15 protein-coding genes and 1 riboswitch are annotated in these 18,255 nt (G+C 44.3%); of the genes, 7 read left to right on the top strand and 8 right to left on the bottom strand.

Annotation, left to right across the window (positions count from 1 at the left end):
• Positions 1-190: 190 nt before the first annotated feature.
• Positions 191-343 carry a hypothetical protein gene (locus R7Q38_RS10635; RefSeq protein ID WP_005378381.1) on the top strand — a complete coding sequence of 51 codons (153 nt, stop codon included), beginning with the start codon at positions 191-193 and terminating at the stop codon, positions 341-343.
• Positions 344-486: 143 nt separating this feature from the next.
• Here the strand turns inward: R7Q38_RS10635 and mukB are convergent, their stop codons facing one another.
• Genes mukB through cmoM form a run of 4 tightly spaced genes read right to left on the bottom strand, consistent with a single transcriptional unit; the run spans position 487 to position 7,790 of the window.
• Positions 487-4,950, bottom strand: a complete 4,464-nt coding sequence (mukB, locus tag R7Q38_RS10630; protein ID WP_203345849.1) for a chromosome partition protein MukB — start codon at positions 4,948-4,950, stop codon at positions 487-489.
• A 2-nt stretch (positions 4,951-4,952) separates the two neighbouring features.
• Positions 4,953-5,678 (bottom strand): chromosome partition protein MukE, encoded by a 726-nt coding sequence (gene mukE / locus R7Q38_RS10625; protein ID WP_005378379.1) that lies wholly within the window; start codon positions 5,676-5,678, stop codon positions 4,953-4,955.
• Positions 5,659-6,996 carry a chromosome partition protein MukF gene (mukF, locus tag R7Q38_RS10620; protein ID WP_213966496.1) on the bottom strand — a complete coding sequence of 446 codons (1,338 nt, stop codon included), beginning with the start codon at positions 6,994-6,996 and terminating at the stop codon, positions 5,659-5,661. The genes mukE and mukF overlap by 20 nt, the downstream gene beginning before the upstream one ends.
• 2 nt (positions 6,997-6,998) lie before the next feature.
• Positions 6,999-7,790 (bottom strand): tRNA uridine 5-oxyacetic acid(34) methyltransferase CmoM, encoded by a 792-nt coding sequence (cmoM, locus tag R7Q38_RS10615; protein WP_025766915.1) that lies wholly within the window; start codon positions 7,788-7,790, stop codon positions 6,999-7,001.
• A 114-nt stretch (positions 7,791-7,904) separates the two neighbouring features.
• Here cmoM and elyC point away from each other — a divergent pair, with 114 nt between their 5' ends.
• A complete protein-coding gene (gene elyC / locus R7Q38_RS10610; RefSeq protein WP_213966495.1) occupies positions 7,905-8,690 on the top strand; it encodes an envelope biogenesis factor ElyC in 786 nt (261 codons plus the stop codon).
• Positions 8,691-8,761: 71 nt separating this feature from the next.
• Here elyC and torR read toward each other — a convergent pair whose 3' ends face one another.
• Complete coding sequence (gene torR / locus R7Q38_RS10605; protein WP_005378370.1) at positions 8,762-9,472, bottom strand: two-component system response regulator TorR; 711 nt, start codon at positions 9,470-9,472, stop codon at positions 8,762-8,764.
• Positions 9,473-9,738: 266 nt separating this feature from the next.
• Between torR and torD the strand changes: the two genes are divergently transcribed.
• From torD to R7Q38_RS10580, 5 genes are all read left to right on the top strand, one after another.
• A complete protein-coding gene (gene torD, locus R7Q38_RS10600) occupies positions 9,739-10,386 on the top strand; it encodes a molecular chaperone TorD (RefSeq protein ID WP_005378369.1) in 648 nt (215 codons plus the stop codon).
• Positions 10,387-10,854: 468 nt separating this feature from the next.
• The gene (gene purR / locus R7Q38_RS10595; protein WP_005378368.1) at positions 10,855-11,859 is read left to right on the top strand and encodes an HTH-type transcriptional repressor PurR; all 1,005 of its coding nucleotides are present in this window, start codon (positions 10,855-10,857) and stop codon (positions 11,857-11,859) included.
• A gap of 287 nt (positions 11,860-12,146) precedes the next feature.
• Positions 12,147-12,236, top strand: a riboswitch (cyclic di-GMP riboswitch).
• 116 nt (positions 12,237-12,352) lie between these two features.
• Positions 12,353-12,943 carry a TfoX/Sxy family DNA transformation protein gene (locus tag R7Q38_RS10590; RefSeq protein ID WP_005378367.1) on the top strand — a complete coding sequence of 197 codons (591 nt, stop codon included), beginning with the start codon at positions 12,353-12,355 and terminating at the stop codon, positions 12,941-12,943.
• A gap of 114 nt (positions 12,944-13,057) precedes the next feature.
• Positions 13,058-13,744 carry a TVP38/TMEM64 family protein gene (locus tag R7Q38_RS10585; protein ID WP_005378366.1) on the top strand — a complete coding sequence of 229 codons (687 nt, stop codon included), beginning with the start codon at positions 13,058-13,060 and terminating at the stop codon, positions 13,742-13,744.
• Between the two features lie 20 nt (positions 13,745-13,764).
• Positions 13,765-14,085 (top strand): DUF2007 domain-containing protein, encoded by a 321-nt coding sequence (locus tag R7Q38_RS10580; protein ID WP_031781154.1) that lies wholly within the window; start codon positions 13,765-13,767, stop codon positions 14,083-14,085.
• A gap of 31 nt (positions 14,086-14,116) precedes the next feature.
• Here R7Q38_RS10580 and R7Q38_RS10575 read toward each other — a convergent pair whose 3' ends face one another.
• From R7Q38_RS10575 to glgC, 3 genes are all read right to left on the bottom strand, one after another.
• On the bottom strand, positions 14,117-14,920 hold the full coding sequence (locus R7Q38_RS10575; RefSeq protein WP_017820032.1) for an alpha/beta fold hydrolase: 804 nt from the start codon (positions 14,918-14,920) through the stop codon (positions 14,117-14,119).
• Between the two features lie 109 nt (positions 14,921-15,029).
• Complete coding sequence (glgA, locus tag R7Q38_RS10570) at positions 15,030-16,487, bottom strand: glycogen synthase GlgA (RefSeq protein WP_318114212.1); 1,458 nt, start codon at positions 16,485-16,487, stop codon at positions 15,030-15,032.
• Positions 16,477-17,694: a glucose-1-phosphate adenylyltransferase gene (gene glgC / locus R7Q38_RS10565; RefSeq protein ID WP_017634726.1), complete on the bottom strand. Its 1,218-nt coding sequence runs from the start codon at positions 17,692-17,694 to the stop codon at positions 16,477-16,479. The genes glgA and glgC overlap by 11 nt, the downstream gene beginning before the upstream one ends.
• Positions 17,695-18,255 lie beyond the last annotated feature (561 nt).

The raw sequence follows: 18,255 nt of genomic DNA, 5'->3' as shown, positions 1-18,255 counted from the left end.
TGTCATGATTACTGGCGTTTTTGTTCCCGCATCCAAAAACCTTGCACTTGCTCTCCTTATTAAACACATCCTTCTCATATATAAGTTGAATCAATGATCGAGCTAACAAAATCAACATAGATCGTTTCTTTTCTACTTTGCCTTTTGAGTATGATGAGAGCTCCCCTTACTCAACTTGAGAGGTTGGGAAATGCTAATAAAAGAAACAAATAATGATGAACCAGAGCTTGAAGAACAAGAGAGCTTAGACCAACACCTACAACGCTTGTCTGAGCTTTCTGTCCAAGCACTCGAAGAGCTTGCTGAAATGATCGAAGTCAGGGACGATATTCCAGAGGAATAAACGTCGCTTCCTCGTGAAGTTCCGCTAATAAGCCGAGACTGCCGTCCTACAGTCTCGGCTTGTCTTATGTTGTTCGAAGCCTACCTCGTAAATAGATACAAAAACGCCCGCGTTCATTGCGGGCGTTTTATTAGATTCGGGGTTTACGATTCAAACTCTTCAATCATCTCTTGCGCTTCAGTCTTAGGCTTATCCGTTTGACCAAAACCACGCAGACCAACTACGTGTACGTGCTCGTGGTCTTTAAACACCTTACGCACCAGTTTGTAGGTCGTACCTTTCTCTGGGCTGATGTTTTCAGGTGCCGCGATGAGAAGCTGCATATCCAGACGGTCACACAATTCGAACAATGTCGCGATCGATTTCGCATCCAGACGCGCGGCTTCATCCAAGAAGAGCAGACGACAAGGCACAATGTCTTTGCTGCGTAGACGACGAGACTCTTCTTCCCAGCTTTGAACAACCATAAGAAGGATTGACTGACCGGTACCGATCGCTTCACCTGTTGATAGCGCGCCAGACTCAGCCTGTAGCCAACCATCTGTACCACGGTTCACTTCTACACTTAGCTCTAGGTAGTTACGGTAATCCAGTAGCTCTTCACCCAGAACTTGAGGAGAACGCTGACCCATATCGATGTGTGGGTTCACGCGTTGGAACAGTTTCGCCATTGCTTCAGAGAAGGTAAAGCGAGTCGATTCAAACAGGTCTTTATGCTGCTCTTGTTGTGTCGCTAGGCCGTTCAGTAGCACTTCGTGACTTTCGCGGATCTTCACGTTCAGACGTACGCCCTTCACCTGACCAAACGAGATGTTCGACAGGCCTTGGTTCAGCATACGAATACGGTTTTGCTCACGTTGAATCGTCTTCTTGATAATGCTCGCTACTGACTCAGAGCTGATCGCTAGACGGTTTTCACGTTGCGTTAGCTCTTCCGTTAGACGCGCCAGCTCGACTTCCATCTCTTCGATTGCTTCAACTGGGTCATCAGTACGGATGATATCCTGACGAATACGCTCACGAAGGTGTTGGTATACAGCAATATAGAACAGAACTTTACGCTCTGGACGTGCATTATCTTCTGATAGACGCAGCGCATCACGCAGGTCGTCATTGTTCGCAACCGCTAGACGCAGCGCACCCAGTGATTTATCCGACATCGAACGCAGTTCATCCGCTGACATGTAAGCCAGTTCACGCTTGTGTAGACGACGCTCAACATCATTCTCACGCGCCAGACGAAGTACTGAACACCAGCCAGCTTTCGCAGCAACCACGAACGTACGCAGCTCAACGTATTCTTTCTGAACTTTCTTCAGACGTTTTGCCAAGCCTTTCATCTCTAGTTCAGTAGAGGTGATCGTGCGCTCGTATTCGCTCTTACGGCTGCGAGACGAGTGTAGACGCTCGTGCAGTTCGTCACGACGACGCATTGCGCGCTCTTCCGCACCTTCGTCAGCGTTCACGCCAAACTCTTGAAGTTCTTGTTTGAACTCTTGAACCGTTTCCAGTTTCGCTTGGTGTGAACTCTTCAATGATGCCAATACTTGGTTGTATTGGTTCATTTGACCTTGCGATTGCTTCAACTCTTCACGAGAGCGAGTACGCATTTGTTCAGCTTGAACCAGTTTAGCTTTTAGCTGCTCACTCAGTTCGCTACTCTTGTTCAGTAGGTCTACTGAATCTGAGTAAGCGAAGTAGTGACGACGTTCAACGAGATCCGAGAGTGCAAAGATTTGCTTCTTAAGATCTTGTAGCCGCTCGTCTGCCGCTTTGTATTCTGCTTCTAGTGCATCGAATTGCTCTGGGTCAGCATCAAGCGCAGACGCAATATTCTCTAATTGCGTGACGGCTTTTGCATGGTTGTTTAAGAAGTTTTTTGCCTCTGCAAGCTGAGCGATTTTCTCTTCTAGCTCATCAAAACGCGCTTGCAATGACTCATCTTCAACAAGCACCATGTGTGACGCTAGCTTGTCCAGAGAAGACAACGCTTGCTTGCTGGTTTGAAGCTGAGAACGTTGTTGTTGCTCTTTCGCATCCAGATCCGCCAACACGCGAGCAATTTGGTTACGCTTATCACGAATAGTTGCCAGTGCTTGTTCTGGATCGGCGTCAAAAGCAACCTGAATGTGGTTAGACACAAATAGGTTAAACGCTTGGTACAAGCGCTGCATTTTCTGAGAATCAAACGCCGCTTTCGCGTGTTTCTCTACCACTTCTTCTCGTTCGTTACGCAGCAACTCTAGACGCTGCTCACGTGCCGCACGGCCAAACAATGGGATCTCAGGCAAGCGAGAGTAACGCATTTGGCGATCGTTCATACGAACGCAAACCGCGCCCTCTAACTCTTCTGCATCGAACGAGCTGTCATCAAAGGCATCGATGTCACCTTCAATGATGTACAAGTCTTCTGGACAGTCGTCTAGCTCTACCAGTTTTTCTTCGATGCCTGACAAGTCAGAAACAACGATAGCGTGACGAGCCGGACCGTACATCGCACTGAAGTAAGGCGCGTCATCAATCGTGATGTCATCGTAGATCTCAGACAGCAATACACCGCCCAGCGTATCTGCCAAACCTTTCAGGCGAGGGTCGTTTGAACCACCAGGAGAAGCTAGGCGCTCAATCTCAGCGTCTAGCTGGCTACGGCGCTCAGCAAGCTTATCTTTAGCTAAAGACAGCTCCCTTTCTTGTTCAAGGACAACTTGCATGTGGTTCATTACCGCATGGCGATCCTCAAGCTCTTCACCGCTCTGCTCTCTCAGTTTCTCTAGCGCATCGTTCGCCGCAATCCAAGCTGGTGCTATTGCTTCAAGCTTACTGATTTCTGCCGCCGCGTTTTGCTCTAGACGGCGCTGTTCACCACGCTGATCACGAACTTCTTCTTGAGCTATCTCTAGTGATTCGATTTGCGTCGCATGACGTTCACGTTCTTGTTCAAATGTAACCTCATCGGTTAGTTCAACGTGATATTGCTTTTTGTATTCAGCAACCAGTTCACGTGCTTGACGCTGCTGGTTAAGGCTGCGTTCGAGATCACGGTGTTGTGCTCGCCATTGCTGTTCGTTTTGTGCGATTTGTTGTGACTCACGCGCTTTCGCGATTGCAGTTTTCGCATGTTCAGACGCGTCTTTGCGCTCAACTTGACCAACGATGCTTTGTACCAGTTTAAGCGCGGTTTCAAACTGCTCTGCCGCTGCAGAAGACATGTCCAGTTTGTGCTTAACCGATAGCAACGCATTGGTGTTTTCTGATTCTTTGCTCTTAAACTCAGAGACAAGCGCTTGTGCCGATTCTGCCGTTAGGCTGTCATCGCCAAGTAGCTGCTTCGCTTTCTCCAGCGCTTGAACTGCTTGTTGATATTGAAGGGCGCGAGTTTGCTGAACGTCAAGAGCTTGCTGGTAATCAGCAAGTTGCGTCTTAAGGCTATCCACCTCTTCTTCTGCAACGGTAGCTTGCTCTTCAGCCATCATCACGCGTTCTTGCGCTTCTTCGACTACCATCATTTGTTCTTCAAGACGCTCGCTCAGCTCTTCAAGATCTTCTTGATAGCGTTCGATCTTCTCTTGCTGACGCAGCGCGTTTTGCACCAGTTGCAAGTGATCAGAAGCCGCTTGGTAGTCTTGCTCTAAAGAAGATTCTGATTCGATCAGCAGTTCCAGCTCTTCTTGAACGCGATTAAGCAGATTGTTTTGCTCAATCAAGGTCTCGCGAGAACCAAATAACTCTGAACGCAAAGACAATGTCTGTTCTAGTTTTTTACGACGCTCGTTAGCATGGCGCATATAGTCCGCTGCCACGTAGTTAGTCGACTCTGTGATCAAGTGTTTGAACAAGTCACGGTCTGCTTGCGTAGTTTTGATCGCTTCTAGCGTCATGCGGTTTTCACGCAGCGCCGATTCCATATCTTGGAACGCTTTCTTCACGCCGCCGTTTTGTGGCAGAAGGTAGTCACGTAGCGAACGGGTAATCGCACTTGAGATACCACCGTAAAGCGATGCTTCGATCAGGCGGTAGAATTTAGAACGGTCACCAGAGTTACGCAGTTTCTTCGGAATCACACCGAATTCAAACATTTGCGCGTGGTAATCCACGATCGAAGAGAAGGCTTTAAATTGAACACCTTCAAATTCTGCGATCGATTCTTTTACTTCGTTGATTTGACGTACACGAGCTTGAGTCGCTGATACGCTTTCAATCAAGATATCCGTTGGTTTCACATGGCTTGGAAGACCTTGGATAACAAACGGTTTGATGTCTACTTTCTTATCACGACCCGCAACTTGCTGCAGTTTTACTGCGAACAATAGGCGTTGGTTACGTGAGTTCACCACATCTAGCGCCGCATAACATGCGCCCGGCTGTAGCTTACCGTACAAACCTTTGTCGCGAGACGATTGGCTGCTGCCTGCTTCTGTGGTGTTACGGAAGTGCAGTAGCGTTTGGTCAGGAATCAATGCGGTGATGAACGCCGCCATTGTGGTTGATTTACCTGCACCGTTACCACCTGATAGCGTGGTGACCAGACCATCGATGTCAAACGTACGGGCAAAGAAGCCGTTCCAGTTGACCATGGTCAGCGATTGGTATTTACCGCGTTCAATCATGCTCATGCTTCACCCTCTTCTGTCGTTTCTTCTTGGGCTTGGTCGTCTTGATCTTCTTCAGACAATAGGCTGCCTTGGCTTGGCTCTTTGGTGTGCACTACTGCTTCACCATCACGGATCAGACGCAGTTGCGCTTCACGCATGTCATCGCCAATACGTACATCGGCACCAAAGCGGAATACCGCTTCACTGATGCTGAACTTACCGGTTTCACCGATGTTGATGATCATGCCTAGGCGACGCAGACGACGAAGTGACGTACGTACTTTTTCAAACAGCTTTTCTTTATCAAGGTCAGAACCGGTAGCACGGTTCGTCACTAGCTTCATCAGCTTATTTTCATCTGCTAGAGCAAGCAGTTCGTCGTACAGCTCTTGGTTAGTGAAGATGCCTTCGTGCGCAAGACGCTCTGGGCTTAGATAAAGGAAACACAGTACCTTGCCCACCAGCATATCCAGTTCAGAAAGAACACTACGGCCAATCAGAGACGTTGAACGAGGACGAAGATAGAAGAAACCTTCTGGCGCTTTCACCAATTCGGTGTTGTAGCGTTGGTAGAAAGAAGAAAGCTCAAGTTCGAAATCCGACAGCAACGCGTGGTTGTCTAGATCTTCACTTGAGATATGACGCCCTGCTCGAAGCATGCTGTCTAGCGCTGGGAACAGAGGGTTAGAAATTGCTTTTGCCAGATTCTCTGACATGTATTCATTAGTATCGGTCGATGACATTCGCTTGTACCTTTGCCCCAAATTCGTTGATTGCTTTCCAGTCTGGTTGAATCGCTTGGTAATCCGATTCTGAATACCCTAGACGTACAGCTTGATCGACGATAATGCGAGCTAAATCAAAATGATGAGTATAAGGGTGCTGTGCAAGGTAATCTCGCAGTACCACACTCAAATCGATTGGTGTGCCTTGATCTTTATGCGCTTTTAGCATGTCACCAATTCGTTCAGACAGCTCATCATTGACTTGTTGAAACTCTTCGTATTCTACTTCCATCGGAACTTGACCCGTGACCTCGTCATCACGCAGTACTAGGGCCTCATCACGAAGGTCAGAAAGCCTCTCCGCATCTGCATAAGTCAGATACCAAGGCGCATCGAAGTATTCTTTGACGGATTGACGCAGACGCGAGCTAAACGCACGGTTCTTATCCATATCGATTGCAGTACGAATAAACTTGTGCACGTGTCGGTCATAACCAATCCAAAGGTCGATAGCTTGCTGGCCCCAGCTTGTGATTCGGTCTAGTTTCATTTGCAGACCAAACAAAGCTTCTTCGATAAACTCCAGCTCAGGGTCACCGTAAACAATTTCTTGAATATCGAGGATCTGAGTTTGCAGTTCATCACTGGCGGCTTGCAGCGTATCTTGAAGTTCACGCAACGTGCTTGATGTTTCTGACAGAAGTGCTTCACAGTTGTTGATCGCTTCGCGCCAGTCTTTGTTAAGCAGGTCAGCAATCTGTTGTTTCACTGACTGTTGCTGCTCATCCATAACACGTTGGTTGAGGTCAATTTGATCGAAGATTTCGCCTACAGAATATTTTAAAACACCGTATACGTTTTTCTTCCAGTGACCCGGTGTGCCACCTTTTTGTGCTGCCTCAATCGCTTTCGCCATTTCATCCGCTACCATGGATAGCTGGATAGATAGACGCAGTTTTGAGAACTCACGATGGCGCACGTAGTAGTCGGTTATTCCTATCGCTAATGGCGACAAGCGGTAAATGCTCGCTCCGTCAGTAATCTCACTGACAAAACGGCTCATAAGACGCTGCTTAACCATCTCGTTGATCGCATTGTTCGCACGAAAAGCGGAGGCTTCGCCGGTCTCATCAAATAGTCGAGTGACGATGGCAAATGCATCATGCAGTTCACCTTCACCCAGTTCTTCATCGAACCTTTCATTACTCAGTACGGCAATGGCTATCAAAAATGCCAATCGCTCTGTGGTCAGGTTCAACGAGAAATCGTGCTGCTTAACCCAGCCAACCAGCTCATCGATTGGTTGCTCTGCAGCATTGAGAGTCATCTCACTCATTGTTATTCCTGTTTATCGTTCTTTTTAGCCCACACATGAATGTAGCGGCCTAATGAGAGGTATGGCTCTTGTCGACAAAGTTGTTTTTCTAGCGCCAACACATCTTCAAACTCGTAATCACCCATGTATTCCATATTGCCTATGTAATCACTAAATGAGCGAATACCAGATTTGCCACAAATATTAAAACCTGAATTTTCTATCCACTGGTAGACTTCTTCAGGTTTTAAGCCTTTTTGCGGCTGTAGTTTAAATCTTTTTCGGTGAGGCATGCCGTCTAATATATGAGGAATGTTGCCACAAACCACGTTTTTATAGACTAAACCGTGGTGGTTGTAGAACATGACTGATGCGATGCCTCCCGGTTTTACTTGTTCTAGAACTGTTTCAAGTGCGGCCTTAGGATCAACCAGCCACTCCATCACAGCATGGAACATAACCAGATCGACCTGTCCATCCATATGTTCACCGATGGATTGGACAGGCGAATGAATCAGGCGATACTGCTCAAGCAAACCGTTTTTTTCAATATCCTGCTTAGCCAACTGCAGCATTTCCGAAGATAGATCACATAAAGCGATTCGATGTCCGAGCTTAGCAAGCTTTTGCGACATTTGTGCCAAACCACCACCAGCGTCTAACACTTCTAGGGGTTGCTGGTCAGCATCTAATTCACTTAGAATCTGTAGAAAATCTTCCCACACAATGATTTGGCGGATCTCCCCTTTATCGGAGCCGTAAATATTTTTTGCAAATTTGTGGGCGATATCGTCGAAATTGCGGTCTTCTGTCACTTCTGCTGAGTTATCATAACGGATTGTGCCGCTATTCTGGCACAAGGAAAGCAGGAATAAAGAGGGATACCCTCATTTTTATTATCAATTGATGTTTTTTCGGACTATTTATGTATGTTTGAGCTGAAAAAAGTAGTGTCAGCCGTGCTTATGCCCCTTCCGGCATTGCTGCTGATAGGCTTGTTGGGTCTTGCTCTCATTAGTTTTACTACAAAACGTAAAACTGGCTGCTTCGTTGTTCTATTCTCTTTTGTTGGCATTTTTCTTGTTGCCTTCCAACCTGTTTCAACCAAGCTTCTTATGCCGTTAGAGCGAGAGCATAAAGCCTTTTTGCCAGTTTCTGGCACCATCGACTACGTGATGGTTTTAGGGAATGGTCATGTTATCGATGACGAAATTCCACCCACCTCACAGTTAAGCCGTGCAGCATTAATGCGCTTAACTGAGGGCATTCGTATTTTAAGAATGTATCCAGGCGCGAAATTAATCTTATCCGGCTATGCTGGCGGATCTGAAATTAGCCACGCGCGAATGATGGCGAACGTTGCCCTTGCGTTGGGAGTCGCGAAATCCGATATCATTTTATTAGAAGATGCGAAAGATACGTGGGAAGAGGCGCGTCAAGCGGCTGCATTCGTTCAACAAAAGGAGATGGTGTTAGTCACTTCTGCGAGTCACATGAGCCGTGCATTGTATGAGTTCAACGCAGCAGGCATTAAACCAATCCCAGCCCCGACCAACTTCTTAGCTATTAGCGAGATAAGTCAACCTTGGGATAAATACTCACCTAAAGCGCGTTACTTAGAACAAACAGAGCTTTATTGGCATGAGTACTTGGGCAGTATTTGGCAAAGGTTGCGTGATACTGTCGGCCAAACACCAATGGTTGAAGCAAACTAGTATTATCTTGAAGCCACAAAAAAGGAGAGCCGAAGCTCTCCTTTTCTTTTTACGATTGAGTTATGTTCAAACTAGTCACCAGCAAACATATAGCCTTCGCCGTGCACCGTTACAAAAATCTGTGGGTTCTTAGGATCGAACTCCATTTTTGCGCGCATACGTCGAATAAGAACATCAATGGTGCGGTCATTCGGCGCATCCACTCGATGGCTGATCATGTTCAAAATACGCTCACGACTTAACACCTGGTTAGGATAAGACGATAATGCCACCAAAAGTTCATACTCTGCTTTAGTTAGTTTTACTGGCTCACCGTTGCGGCTAAGTGCGCGACGTTGAATGTCGAATGTCCACTCCCCAAAGCGCACAATGTGCTCTTCACTGGTTTCATTCGCTTTCGAGCTGCCACTGCGCGCCGCTGAAATACGCCACAGCAAGTTTTTAACGCGAACTAACAGCTCTCTCAGTTCAAAAGGTTTTGTCACATAATCGTCAGCACCCATTTCTAGGCCTACGATTTTATCAATGCTATCCGTGCGTCCTGTTACTAATATGATACCAATATCCGATTGGCTACGTAACTCACGAGTAAGCATCAGGCCGTCTTCACCAGGCAGGTTAATATCCAGCATGATCAGGTCTACATCGCCCGCTTGCAAAACTTCACGCATTTCTGCGCCACTCTCTGCTTCGCTGACTTGGTAGCCCTCATTTTGGAAATATCCCGCAAGCTTACTACGAGTTACAACATCATCTTCTACGACTAATACGTGATAGCTCATTTACACCACTTTTCTGTCTTCTTATTATCCAAGACGTATTCTATTCATAACTAGTAACATTTCTAGTCATAGATACATTAAAACGCAAGATTTAGCGTTTTTATTGATTCAAAACAAGCTTGCCCATTGCTATTAATAAACGGTCATTTTTGACCATAAAACATAACAATTATAGTTACTGCTATTCATTTTAATTGATTACACTTAGGGGATATCCCTAATTGACTTTGTGATGCATGACTTGAAGCATCATTCAGGAGCCCAAAATGCAAGAAGTGAAAGCTTTTAATGAAAAACGCGCTGAAATTTACTGGTGGTTTTCGAGCTTGTTCGCAAAAGAACTAACAGAGAAAGAATTGGAAGCCTATCACAGTGTTGAAATTCGCAGTTTTCTCGCAGGTTTAGGTGAAAATGAGTCGCTGAAACCAGCTGTTGATAGCCTAGTTGATGCATTGAATCGGTTACAAGATCGTGAAGATGCACAACTAGAGCTTGCAGCTGACTTTTGTGAACTGTTTTTGAAGACAGAAAAATACGGCGCTCTTCCTTACGCATCCATGTACATTGGTGAATCAGGTTTACTGAATGACAAGCCAGCTGAGGAAATGGAAAAGTTGATGGCTGAATTTGGCGTTCAAGTAGACGAAAACCTAAAGGAACCTGCGGATCACTTAGCCGTTGAGCTCGACTTTCTCGGGAACATGATTATCCGCTCAAACGAGCTTGAACAAGAAAAACACATGGAAGAAGCCTTCGTTAAACAAAACGACTTTATCCAGCAACAATTGATGTCTTGGTTACCTCAGTTTTCAGACAAATGTAAAAAATTCGACGAATTTGGATTTTACTCGAGTGTCGCGAAACTATTAGTTGCATTTTGTAAACTAGACAGCGCCTACCTTCTTGGTGAATAATTGCCGCCTATTTTTAGGGAGCCTGCCTATCGGGCTTCCTGTATGCCTGAAAGTGACCAATTGTAAGTAACTTGGGTATAATATTCGTTTGCCTTAACTTAGCGCAAAGACGCTTGGTTATTTAGCAGTCAAAATGTGACTTCAAATACACAAATCTCTTGCTGAAAACATTGCTAGTCAGTCCACATAGGGCTAAAATGTGAGCGCAAACGATTAAATATGATTTATATGTAAACCGCTGAAATATAGCGGTTTTTGTGTTTTCTTAACAGGTTGATGGCAATTTCTCATCAGATAGAAAAAAGATAAAATTCATCGACCGATGCTGCTACGTACCCTTTTGTCGCACTTGGATCAACCGCTGCCGAGACACTTAGCGCCAATTTTATATTGCTAGGTGTGAAACCATTAGAGCATCAGGTACATCCAATACGACATATTTCAGTAGCTCGATACAGGACACCATTTATGGCCACGATAAAAGACGTTGCTCGCTTAGCCGGCGTTTCCACTACGACAGTTTCGCACGTTATCAATAAAACGCGTTTCGTTGCAGAAGCAACGCAAGAAAAAGTAATGAAAGCCGTTGACGAGCTGAATTACGCGCCAAGTGCCGTTGCACGCAGCCTAAAATGCAACTCAACTCGTACGATTGGCATGTTAGTAACTCAATCAACTAACCTATTTTTCTCAGAAGTGATTGATGGCGTTGAGAGCTACTGTTACCGCCAAGGCTATACTCTGATTTTATGTAACACAGGCGGGATTTACGAAAAACAACGCGATTACATTCGTATGCTGGCTGAAAAGCGCGTTGATGGCATCCTAGTGATGTGTTCTGACTTAACCGAAGAACTAAAAGAGATGCTTGACCGTCATGCGGACATTCCTAAAGTGGTCATGGATTGGGGCCCAGAGAGCTCACAAGCAGACAAGATCATGGATAACTCAGAAGAAGGTGGCTACATTGCAACCAAACATCTGATTGATAATGGTCATACGGATATCGCTTGTCTAAGCGGTCATTTTGAAAAGCTTGCTTGCCAAGAGCGCATTGCAGGTTTCCGTCGCGCAATGAGCGAAGCGAACCTAGCTGTAAATGAAGACTGGATCCTTGAAGGTAACTTTGAATGTGATACGGCCGTATTAGTTGCAGATAAAATTACCGCAATGGACAAGCGCCCGACGGCGGTATTCTGTTTTAACGACACAATGGCTCTAGGCCTAATGAGCCGCTTGCAACAAAACGGGATCAAAATTCCTGAAGATATTTCAGTGATCGGCTACGACAACATCGAGCTTGCGGAATACTTCTCTCCACCGCTAACGACTATCCACCAACCTAAACGTCGTGTTGGTAAAAATGCATTCGAAATTCTACTTGAGCGTATCAAAGATAAAGAACACGAAAAACGAATTTTCGAAATGCAACCTGAGCTTGTAATTCGAAATACTGTGAAAAAAATGAACTAAATTTCACTGTATTTAACCGTGTTAAATAAGCGCTCTACAGGGGCGCTTATTTTTTTGGGAAAATTAAGCATTCTCTAATACTTCACACCGCTCTAATAACAATTGACTAACGTTAACTCCCTGTTTTATATAAATGTAATATATATTAAGAACTCCTTTTCAAAGGCCAATTTGCACCTTTCCATATGCAAAATAGAGCATTCAATCTATCATTTTTATTGAACCAAAATCACACTTTTAACGCTAAACCGTGATGTTAATTCAATATAAGAAGTATGCTCATTGTGTCACGCACAGGGCAAACCATTCGAAAGAGTGGGACGCAAAGCCTCCGGCCTGAACCATATTGCGATATGGAAGGTAGCGGGGTTACCGATGGCAAGTGTGTAAGCAATGACTTTACTCTGTAATGACATTGTTTTTACGCATGTTTGCTACTCTCTCGGACCTGACTTTTGGTGGCGTAATATTAATTACACCGAGATAACAAAACATGGATAAACCGATACTCAAAGACTCTATGAAGCTATTTGAGGCACTTGGTAATATCAAGTCGCGCTCAATGTTTGGTGGCTTCGGACTATTCGCTGATGAAACAATGTTTGCACTAGTGGTAAATAATCAGCTTCATATCAGAGCAGACCAAAAAACTTCATCTGACTTCGAGAAACAAGGGCTAAAGCCTTACGTTTATAAAAAACGTGGCTTCCCAGTCGTTACAAAGTACTACGCTATTTCCAGCGATTTATGGGAATCAAGCGAACGCTTAATCGAAGTAGCGAATCAATCATTGAAAAAGGCAAAGCTTGAGAAAGAACAGCAAGCAAGTACAAAGCCTAACCGTTTGAAAGATTTGCCTAACTTACGACTGGCTACCGAGCGCATGCTAAAAAAAGCCGGCATCGAATCCGTAGAGAAGCTTGAAGAGGAAGGTGCGCTTAACGCCTATAAAGCGATAAGAGATACGCACTCTGCAACCGTCAACATTGAGTTGCTATGGGCACTAGAAGGTGCTATCAACGGCACTCATTGGAGTGTGGTACCTCAAGCTCGCCGAGATGAGTTGATGAACGGCCTCCAATAAAAGTCGGCCTAAAAACTATCTTGTAAAACCGCAGTCTAATCTGCGGTTTTTTTGTGAAATTTTTTCGGTTTTCCTACTGTCTTATTACATATATCCCAAATTGGAATCAAAATTATGAATAAGAAACTGATTTTAGGTCTCATCCTACTAGCGGCTATCGTCTTTTTAGGTATTAACTTTGGCCAGTATTTAACCTTAGAGAATGCAAAAGCCCAACAAGAAGCACTAACTACATACATCGATCAGAATTTTGTATTCTCGGCTGCGATTTACTTTTTTACCTACATTGCAATTACCGCTTTTTCTATCCCAGGAGCGGCAGTAGTCACCTTACTTGGTGCAGCCTTATTTGGTTTTTGGACAAGCTTGCTACTGGTTTCTTTCGCTAGCACTATGGGGGCAACACTGGCCTTCTTGAGCAGCCGATACTTATTGCGTGACTGGGTACAAAACAAATTCGGAAATAAACTCAACGCAATTAATCAAGGTGTCGAAAAAGACGGAGCTTTTTATCTATTTTCCTTGCGTCTAATCCCTGTATTCCCTTTCTTTCTAATCAACTTACTGATGGGCTTAACGCCGATGTCTGTAGGTAGATTTTATCTCACTAGCCAAATAGGTATGCTGCCAGGCACAGCCGTATATCTGAATGCAGGTACTCAATTAGCAACAATTGAAAGCCTATCGGGCATTGTTTCACCCGCAGTATTAGCGTCTTTTGCGCTATTGGGACTATTTCCAATCATCACTAAATGGGTTATGAATAAAGTAAGGCCGACACCAAGTCAGCAAAACTCGTAATTGGTGAAGTGGGTATTTTGATGAAAATATTTATCGCTAAAAACCCAGCAGAAGCACACATTGTATGTGAGCTGCTTAAAGTGGAACAAATTTACTGTGAAGTTCGTGGAGAAGGTATTTTCGGCTTAAAAGGAGAACTGCCGTTAGGTGATGATACCGATCCTTATGTGTGGCTTTTTGACACTGCACAAAAGATGAAAGCTGAAGAAATAGTAAAAGCATATCGAAAACAATCCGATAGGCATGAGTATCAAGATTGGCAATGCCCAAAATGTCATGAAATAAACGAAGGGCAATTTGGTGCATGTTGGCAATGTGGATATCAACTAGGAGAGCTATAGCGGCTCTCCTATTCAGTGGATGCACTCAGTTTTAAGCACATACAGCTTGCTGTTTAATAAACTCGATGGAGTGTTGATTGAAGTCTTCTGGACGCTCTACATTGCATACATGACCACAATTCGGGATTTCTCGTAGAATGCTGAGCTTATGTGCTGCAACCATTTCTTTGACAGGTTTAATAAACATGTAATCCCTGTCGCCCATTAAGTAAAGAGTCGGAATGGGTAACTCTCGATCTTTAAAATATTTCATTAACGGATTTACATCAGCGGCAAGAATAAACCAACGTTTAAATTCTTTTTGGCAAAGCTTCTTGGCTTCGCGAATAAAAAGGTGGCGAGATTCTCGTTGGCTTCTTTGAGGCATAACAATATAAGCGAACAGTTTGTAGAGCCACATGTACGGTAGGATATGCTTACAAAAATTACCTAATTTCACCAATATCTGAGAACGAGTGTTAAGCCTTGTGACAGCACCGCCGAGCACCATCGAACGTACGCGCTCTGATGACAATTCAGCAAGGTTTCGAACAATAATAGTACCAAGCGACATACCGACAAAATGAGCGGATTGGATCTTTAAATGGTCCAATACTTTCAAAATATCTTGGGTAACTTCCGTAAAGGTATAACGGCTAGCAATGAGCTCTTTAAGTAACTGATTTGACTTTCCATGACCTCTTAAATCGATCAGCAATAAGTTAAAGTGTTGCTTGTAAGCTTTAATTTGCTTGAACCAGATAGAAGAGCTACCACCAGCACCGTGCACAAATACAACCCACTCATTACTAGTAGGGTGCAAATAGGTTTTATGAAAAAGTAGCGGCTGGGTCATATTGAGTATCAAAAAGATCGTGCTATTGAGTAAAAAGCCATCCTACCACACTCCCCTTACTCAAGATAATAAAGGCACCTCATTCGGTGCCTTTCGTTACAATTTTAAGTCAAACTAACGCTGAGTGGTAAAGCTGCAAATAAGATTCTGCGGCCTTTTGCCAACAAAAGTCTTGTTGCATCGCGTGCAACTGTACTTTATTCACTTCAGGCTCGTTTTGAGCGTAGAGCAACAGTGCCCTTAGCATCGTTAACAACAATGCCTGCTGTGTCGGTTCGAAAAAAACAAACCCCGTTGCTTCAGATGGGTTTACATCATAATCGCTAACGCTGTCCTTTAAGCCACCAACACCGCGTACTATCGGTAATGTCCCATAAGCCATACTATAGATTTGGTTTAAGCCACATGGTTCAAACTCAGAAGGCATCAAGAAGAAATCAGAACCAGCTTCAACGATATGCGCAAGTTCATTGTCATACGCTTCTACAAAGGCAAATTTGCTAGAAAACTGCGCGGCAACCTCTCGTAACTGAGCGGCAAGAACAGGGTCTCCGGTCCCAACGACAACTAGCTGAACATCGTGCTTCAAAAAATCGGCCAAAGCAGGCAACAAGTAATGAACGCCTTTCTGCTGGGTCAATCGACAAACCATACCGAACATAGCTACATTTTTTTCGGGCAAATTTAGTCGTTGCTGTAATGCTTTTTTACAAGCTTTCTTCCCTTGCGACATACTTTGCTGGTCGGCGCAGTAATTAACTGGCAAGTAAGTATCCGTTTCCGGGTTCCAAGCACTGTAATCACAACCGTTCAAAATACCAACTAAGTCCTGCGCGCGTTGCTGAAACTCCCAAGCCATTCCATGACTGCCAAGCTCTGTTTTGAGTTCCTCTGCGTACGTAGGGCTGACCGCGTTTATCTTATCTGCATTCATTACACCAGCTTTGAGCATCGTAATATGCGTTGCACTCACCGCAGCATCGGGAACGTTTCTACAATGAAACTCTGGCAAACACTGCACGTCTTCATAACTAAATACGCCTTTAAAGACCGCATTGTGAATTGAAATGACGCTTTTAGTATGAGCAAAAAACGGATCATTGCCATACCTGTGCTTGAGCAAAAATGGAACAAGACCTGTGTGCCAATCGTTCGCGTGTATGATATTAGGTTGAAAGGCGAGCTTGGGTAACATGTCGAGACATGCTGCACTAAAAAACGCAAAGCGCTCGCCGTTATCAGTATACGCTTGGTTGTTCTCCGCATACATTGATGGTCGATTGAAATACGGCGGACAATCAATCAGGTAAACAGGATTTTGACCTAACATGAGCCGCAAAACTCGATACTCCGTATGCGGCCATGATGTTAATTCTGTTTCTAATACAACTTCTGCGTCTGCGAGTTTATCAATACTACTGTACGCAGGGATGGTAATTCTTACGTCTTGCTGTAGGTTTTGAAGGGCTTCCGGTAGTGCCTTGGCAACATCTGCCAAGCCACCACTTTTAATGAGGCCTTCAACCTCAGAAGCTACAAACAGAATAGATAAGTTGTTAGTAGCCAACTCGAGCTCCTTTCGGAATAACAACAATGCCCTCCTCAGACACGTGGAAGTGTTTTTTATCTTCTTGAAGATTCACACCAATCTGAGTACCAGGAGCAATATCGGCATCCTTGTCGACAATCACACGACGTAAAACACAGCCTTCGCCAATTTTTACGTCACCAAGAAGTATACATTCGCTGATATCGCAAGCAGAAGCAATATTACTGCGAAAACCAAGCACCGACTTTTCGATTCTTGAGCCTCTAACATAGCTGCCATTACACACTAAACTATCGATTATCTGCACACGACCATTATCAGAGTCGGTAAATGTCGCAGGTGGCAATGGTGGGTAGTAGGTGTGCAATGGCCATTTACGGTTGTACAGCGAAAATGGTGCATCTTTTTCTAGCAGATCCATATGCGCTTGCCAGTACGCATCAATAGTTCCGACATCACGCCAGTACACCTCTTCTTTTTCGCCACTGATTTTGTTGGTACTGAAGTCATACACGAACACATCACCTCTAGGGAACATCTTTGGAATGATGTCCTTTCCAAAATCATGTGATGAAGCTTCATTATCCGCATCTTCGACCAACTCTGAGAACAGTACCTGAGCTTCAAAAACATAGTTACCCATTGAAACTAAAGCGTAATCAGGGTCACCAGGAATCGACTTCGGATTTGCTGGTTTTTCTTCAAAGCCAATCATACGACCTTCACTATCCACTTCGATAACCCCAAATTGCGACGCCTCTTTTAGTGGCATGCGCAATGCAGATACCGTCAGAGAAGCCTGCTTTTCTGAGTGGAAGTTCAGCATTTGTTTGATATCCATCTTATAGATATGGTCAGAGCCAAAAATACAAACTTGCTCTGGTTCCTCTAATTCCATAAAACGCAGGTTTTGATAGATCGCGTCCGCCGTCCCTTCGTACCAACGTTTACCAGTACGCATTTGAGCGGGAATAGGATCGATAAAGCGGTCTGTAATGCCGTTGATGTTCCACCCCTTTTTTAAGTGATGGAATAAAGATTGAGATTTAAATTGGGTTAGGACGTAAATGCGCATCAGATCCGCATTAACAAAATTGTTTAGAGCAAAATCGATCAATCGATAACTACCACCAAACGGTACCGAAGGTTTACTGCGAGATTCCGTTAAAGGTCTCAAACGAGAGCCTTCACCGCCAGCAAGAATCATTCCCAAAACACCAGCCATTTGTTGTTCTCCATATCGTTATAGCTTGGATTTGGTACTCGCTTGAATGAGTCATACTCGGGGAGTCAAGCGAATACATTTAGCAACCGTCTCTGAGTTTCTGTGAACTCTTACAACACGGATAAAAAAGCTACGGCACTTCCAGTATGCAACGTCCACTCTTTCCTTATTTTTTGACGCAAACAATGCACACAGTTGCACTAATTTTTGTAATAAATTATCTAAGCGGGTTCTAAATTACAATTTTTAATACGCCATTCTGTGTACCATACAGCTCTTGCGTACTCAAGACGATATCTAGATCACACATGGAAAAGCAAACGATTACATTGTGAAAACAATTTACGAACGGATTCACTACACCGCCGATTTTTTAGCCCAATGTATAACAAATATGTGAATGCAAAATGAAAGTTACAACGAATATTTTTTACATAAAAAATACATCAGCGACTACGAAATATTGATACTGGGATCTTCTCGCGTCAGCAAAACTCAGTCAAAGCAGCAAAGATCTATACGAACAACACAGTGGCCTTTACGCAAAAACAAAACGCAAAA

It is taken from the genome of Vibrio sp. Vb0598, from assembly GCF_033338935.1.
Classification (GTDB): Bacteria; Pseudomonadota; Gammaproteobacteria; order Enterobacterales; family Vibrionaceae; genus Vibrio; species Vibrio alginolyticus.
The sequence above is the reverse complement of the archived record's forward strand: the minus strand, read 5'-3'. Positions and strand labels throughout refer to the sequence as shown.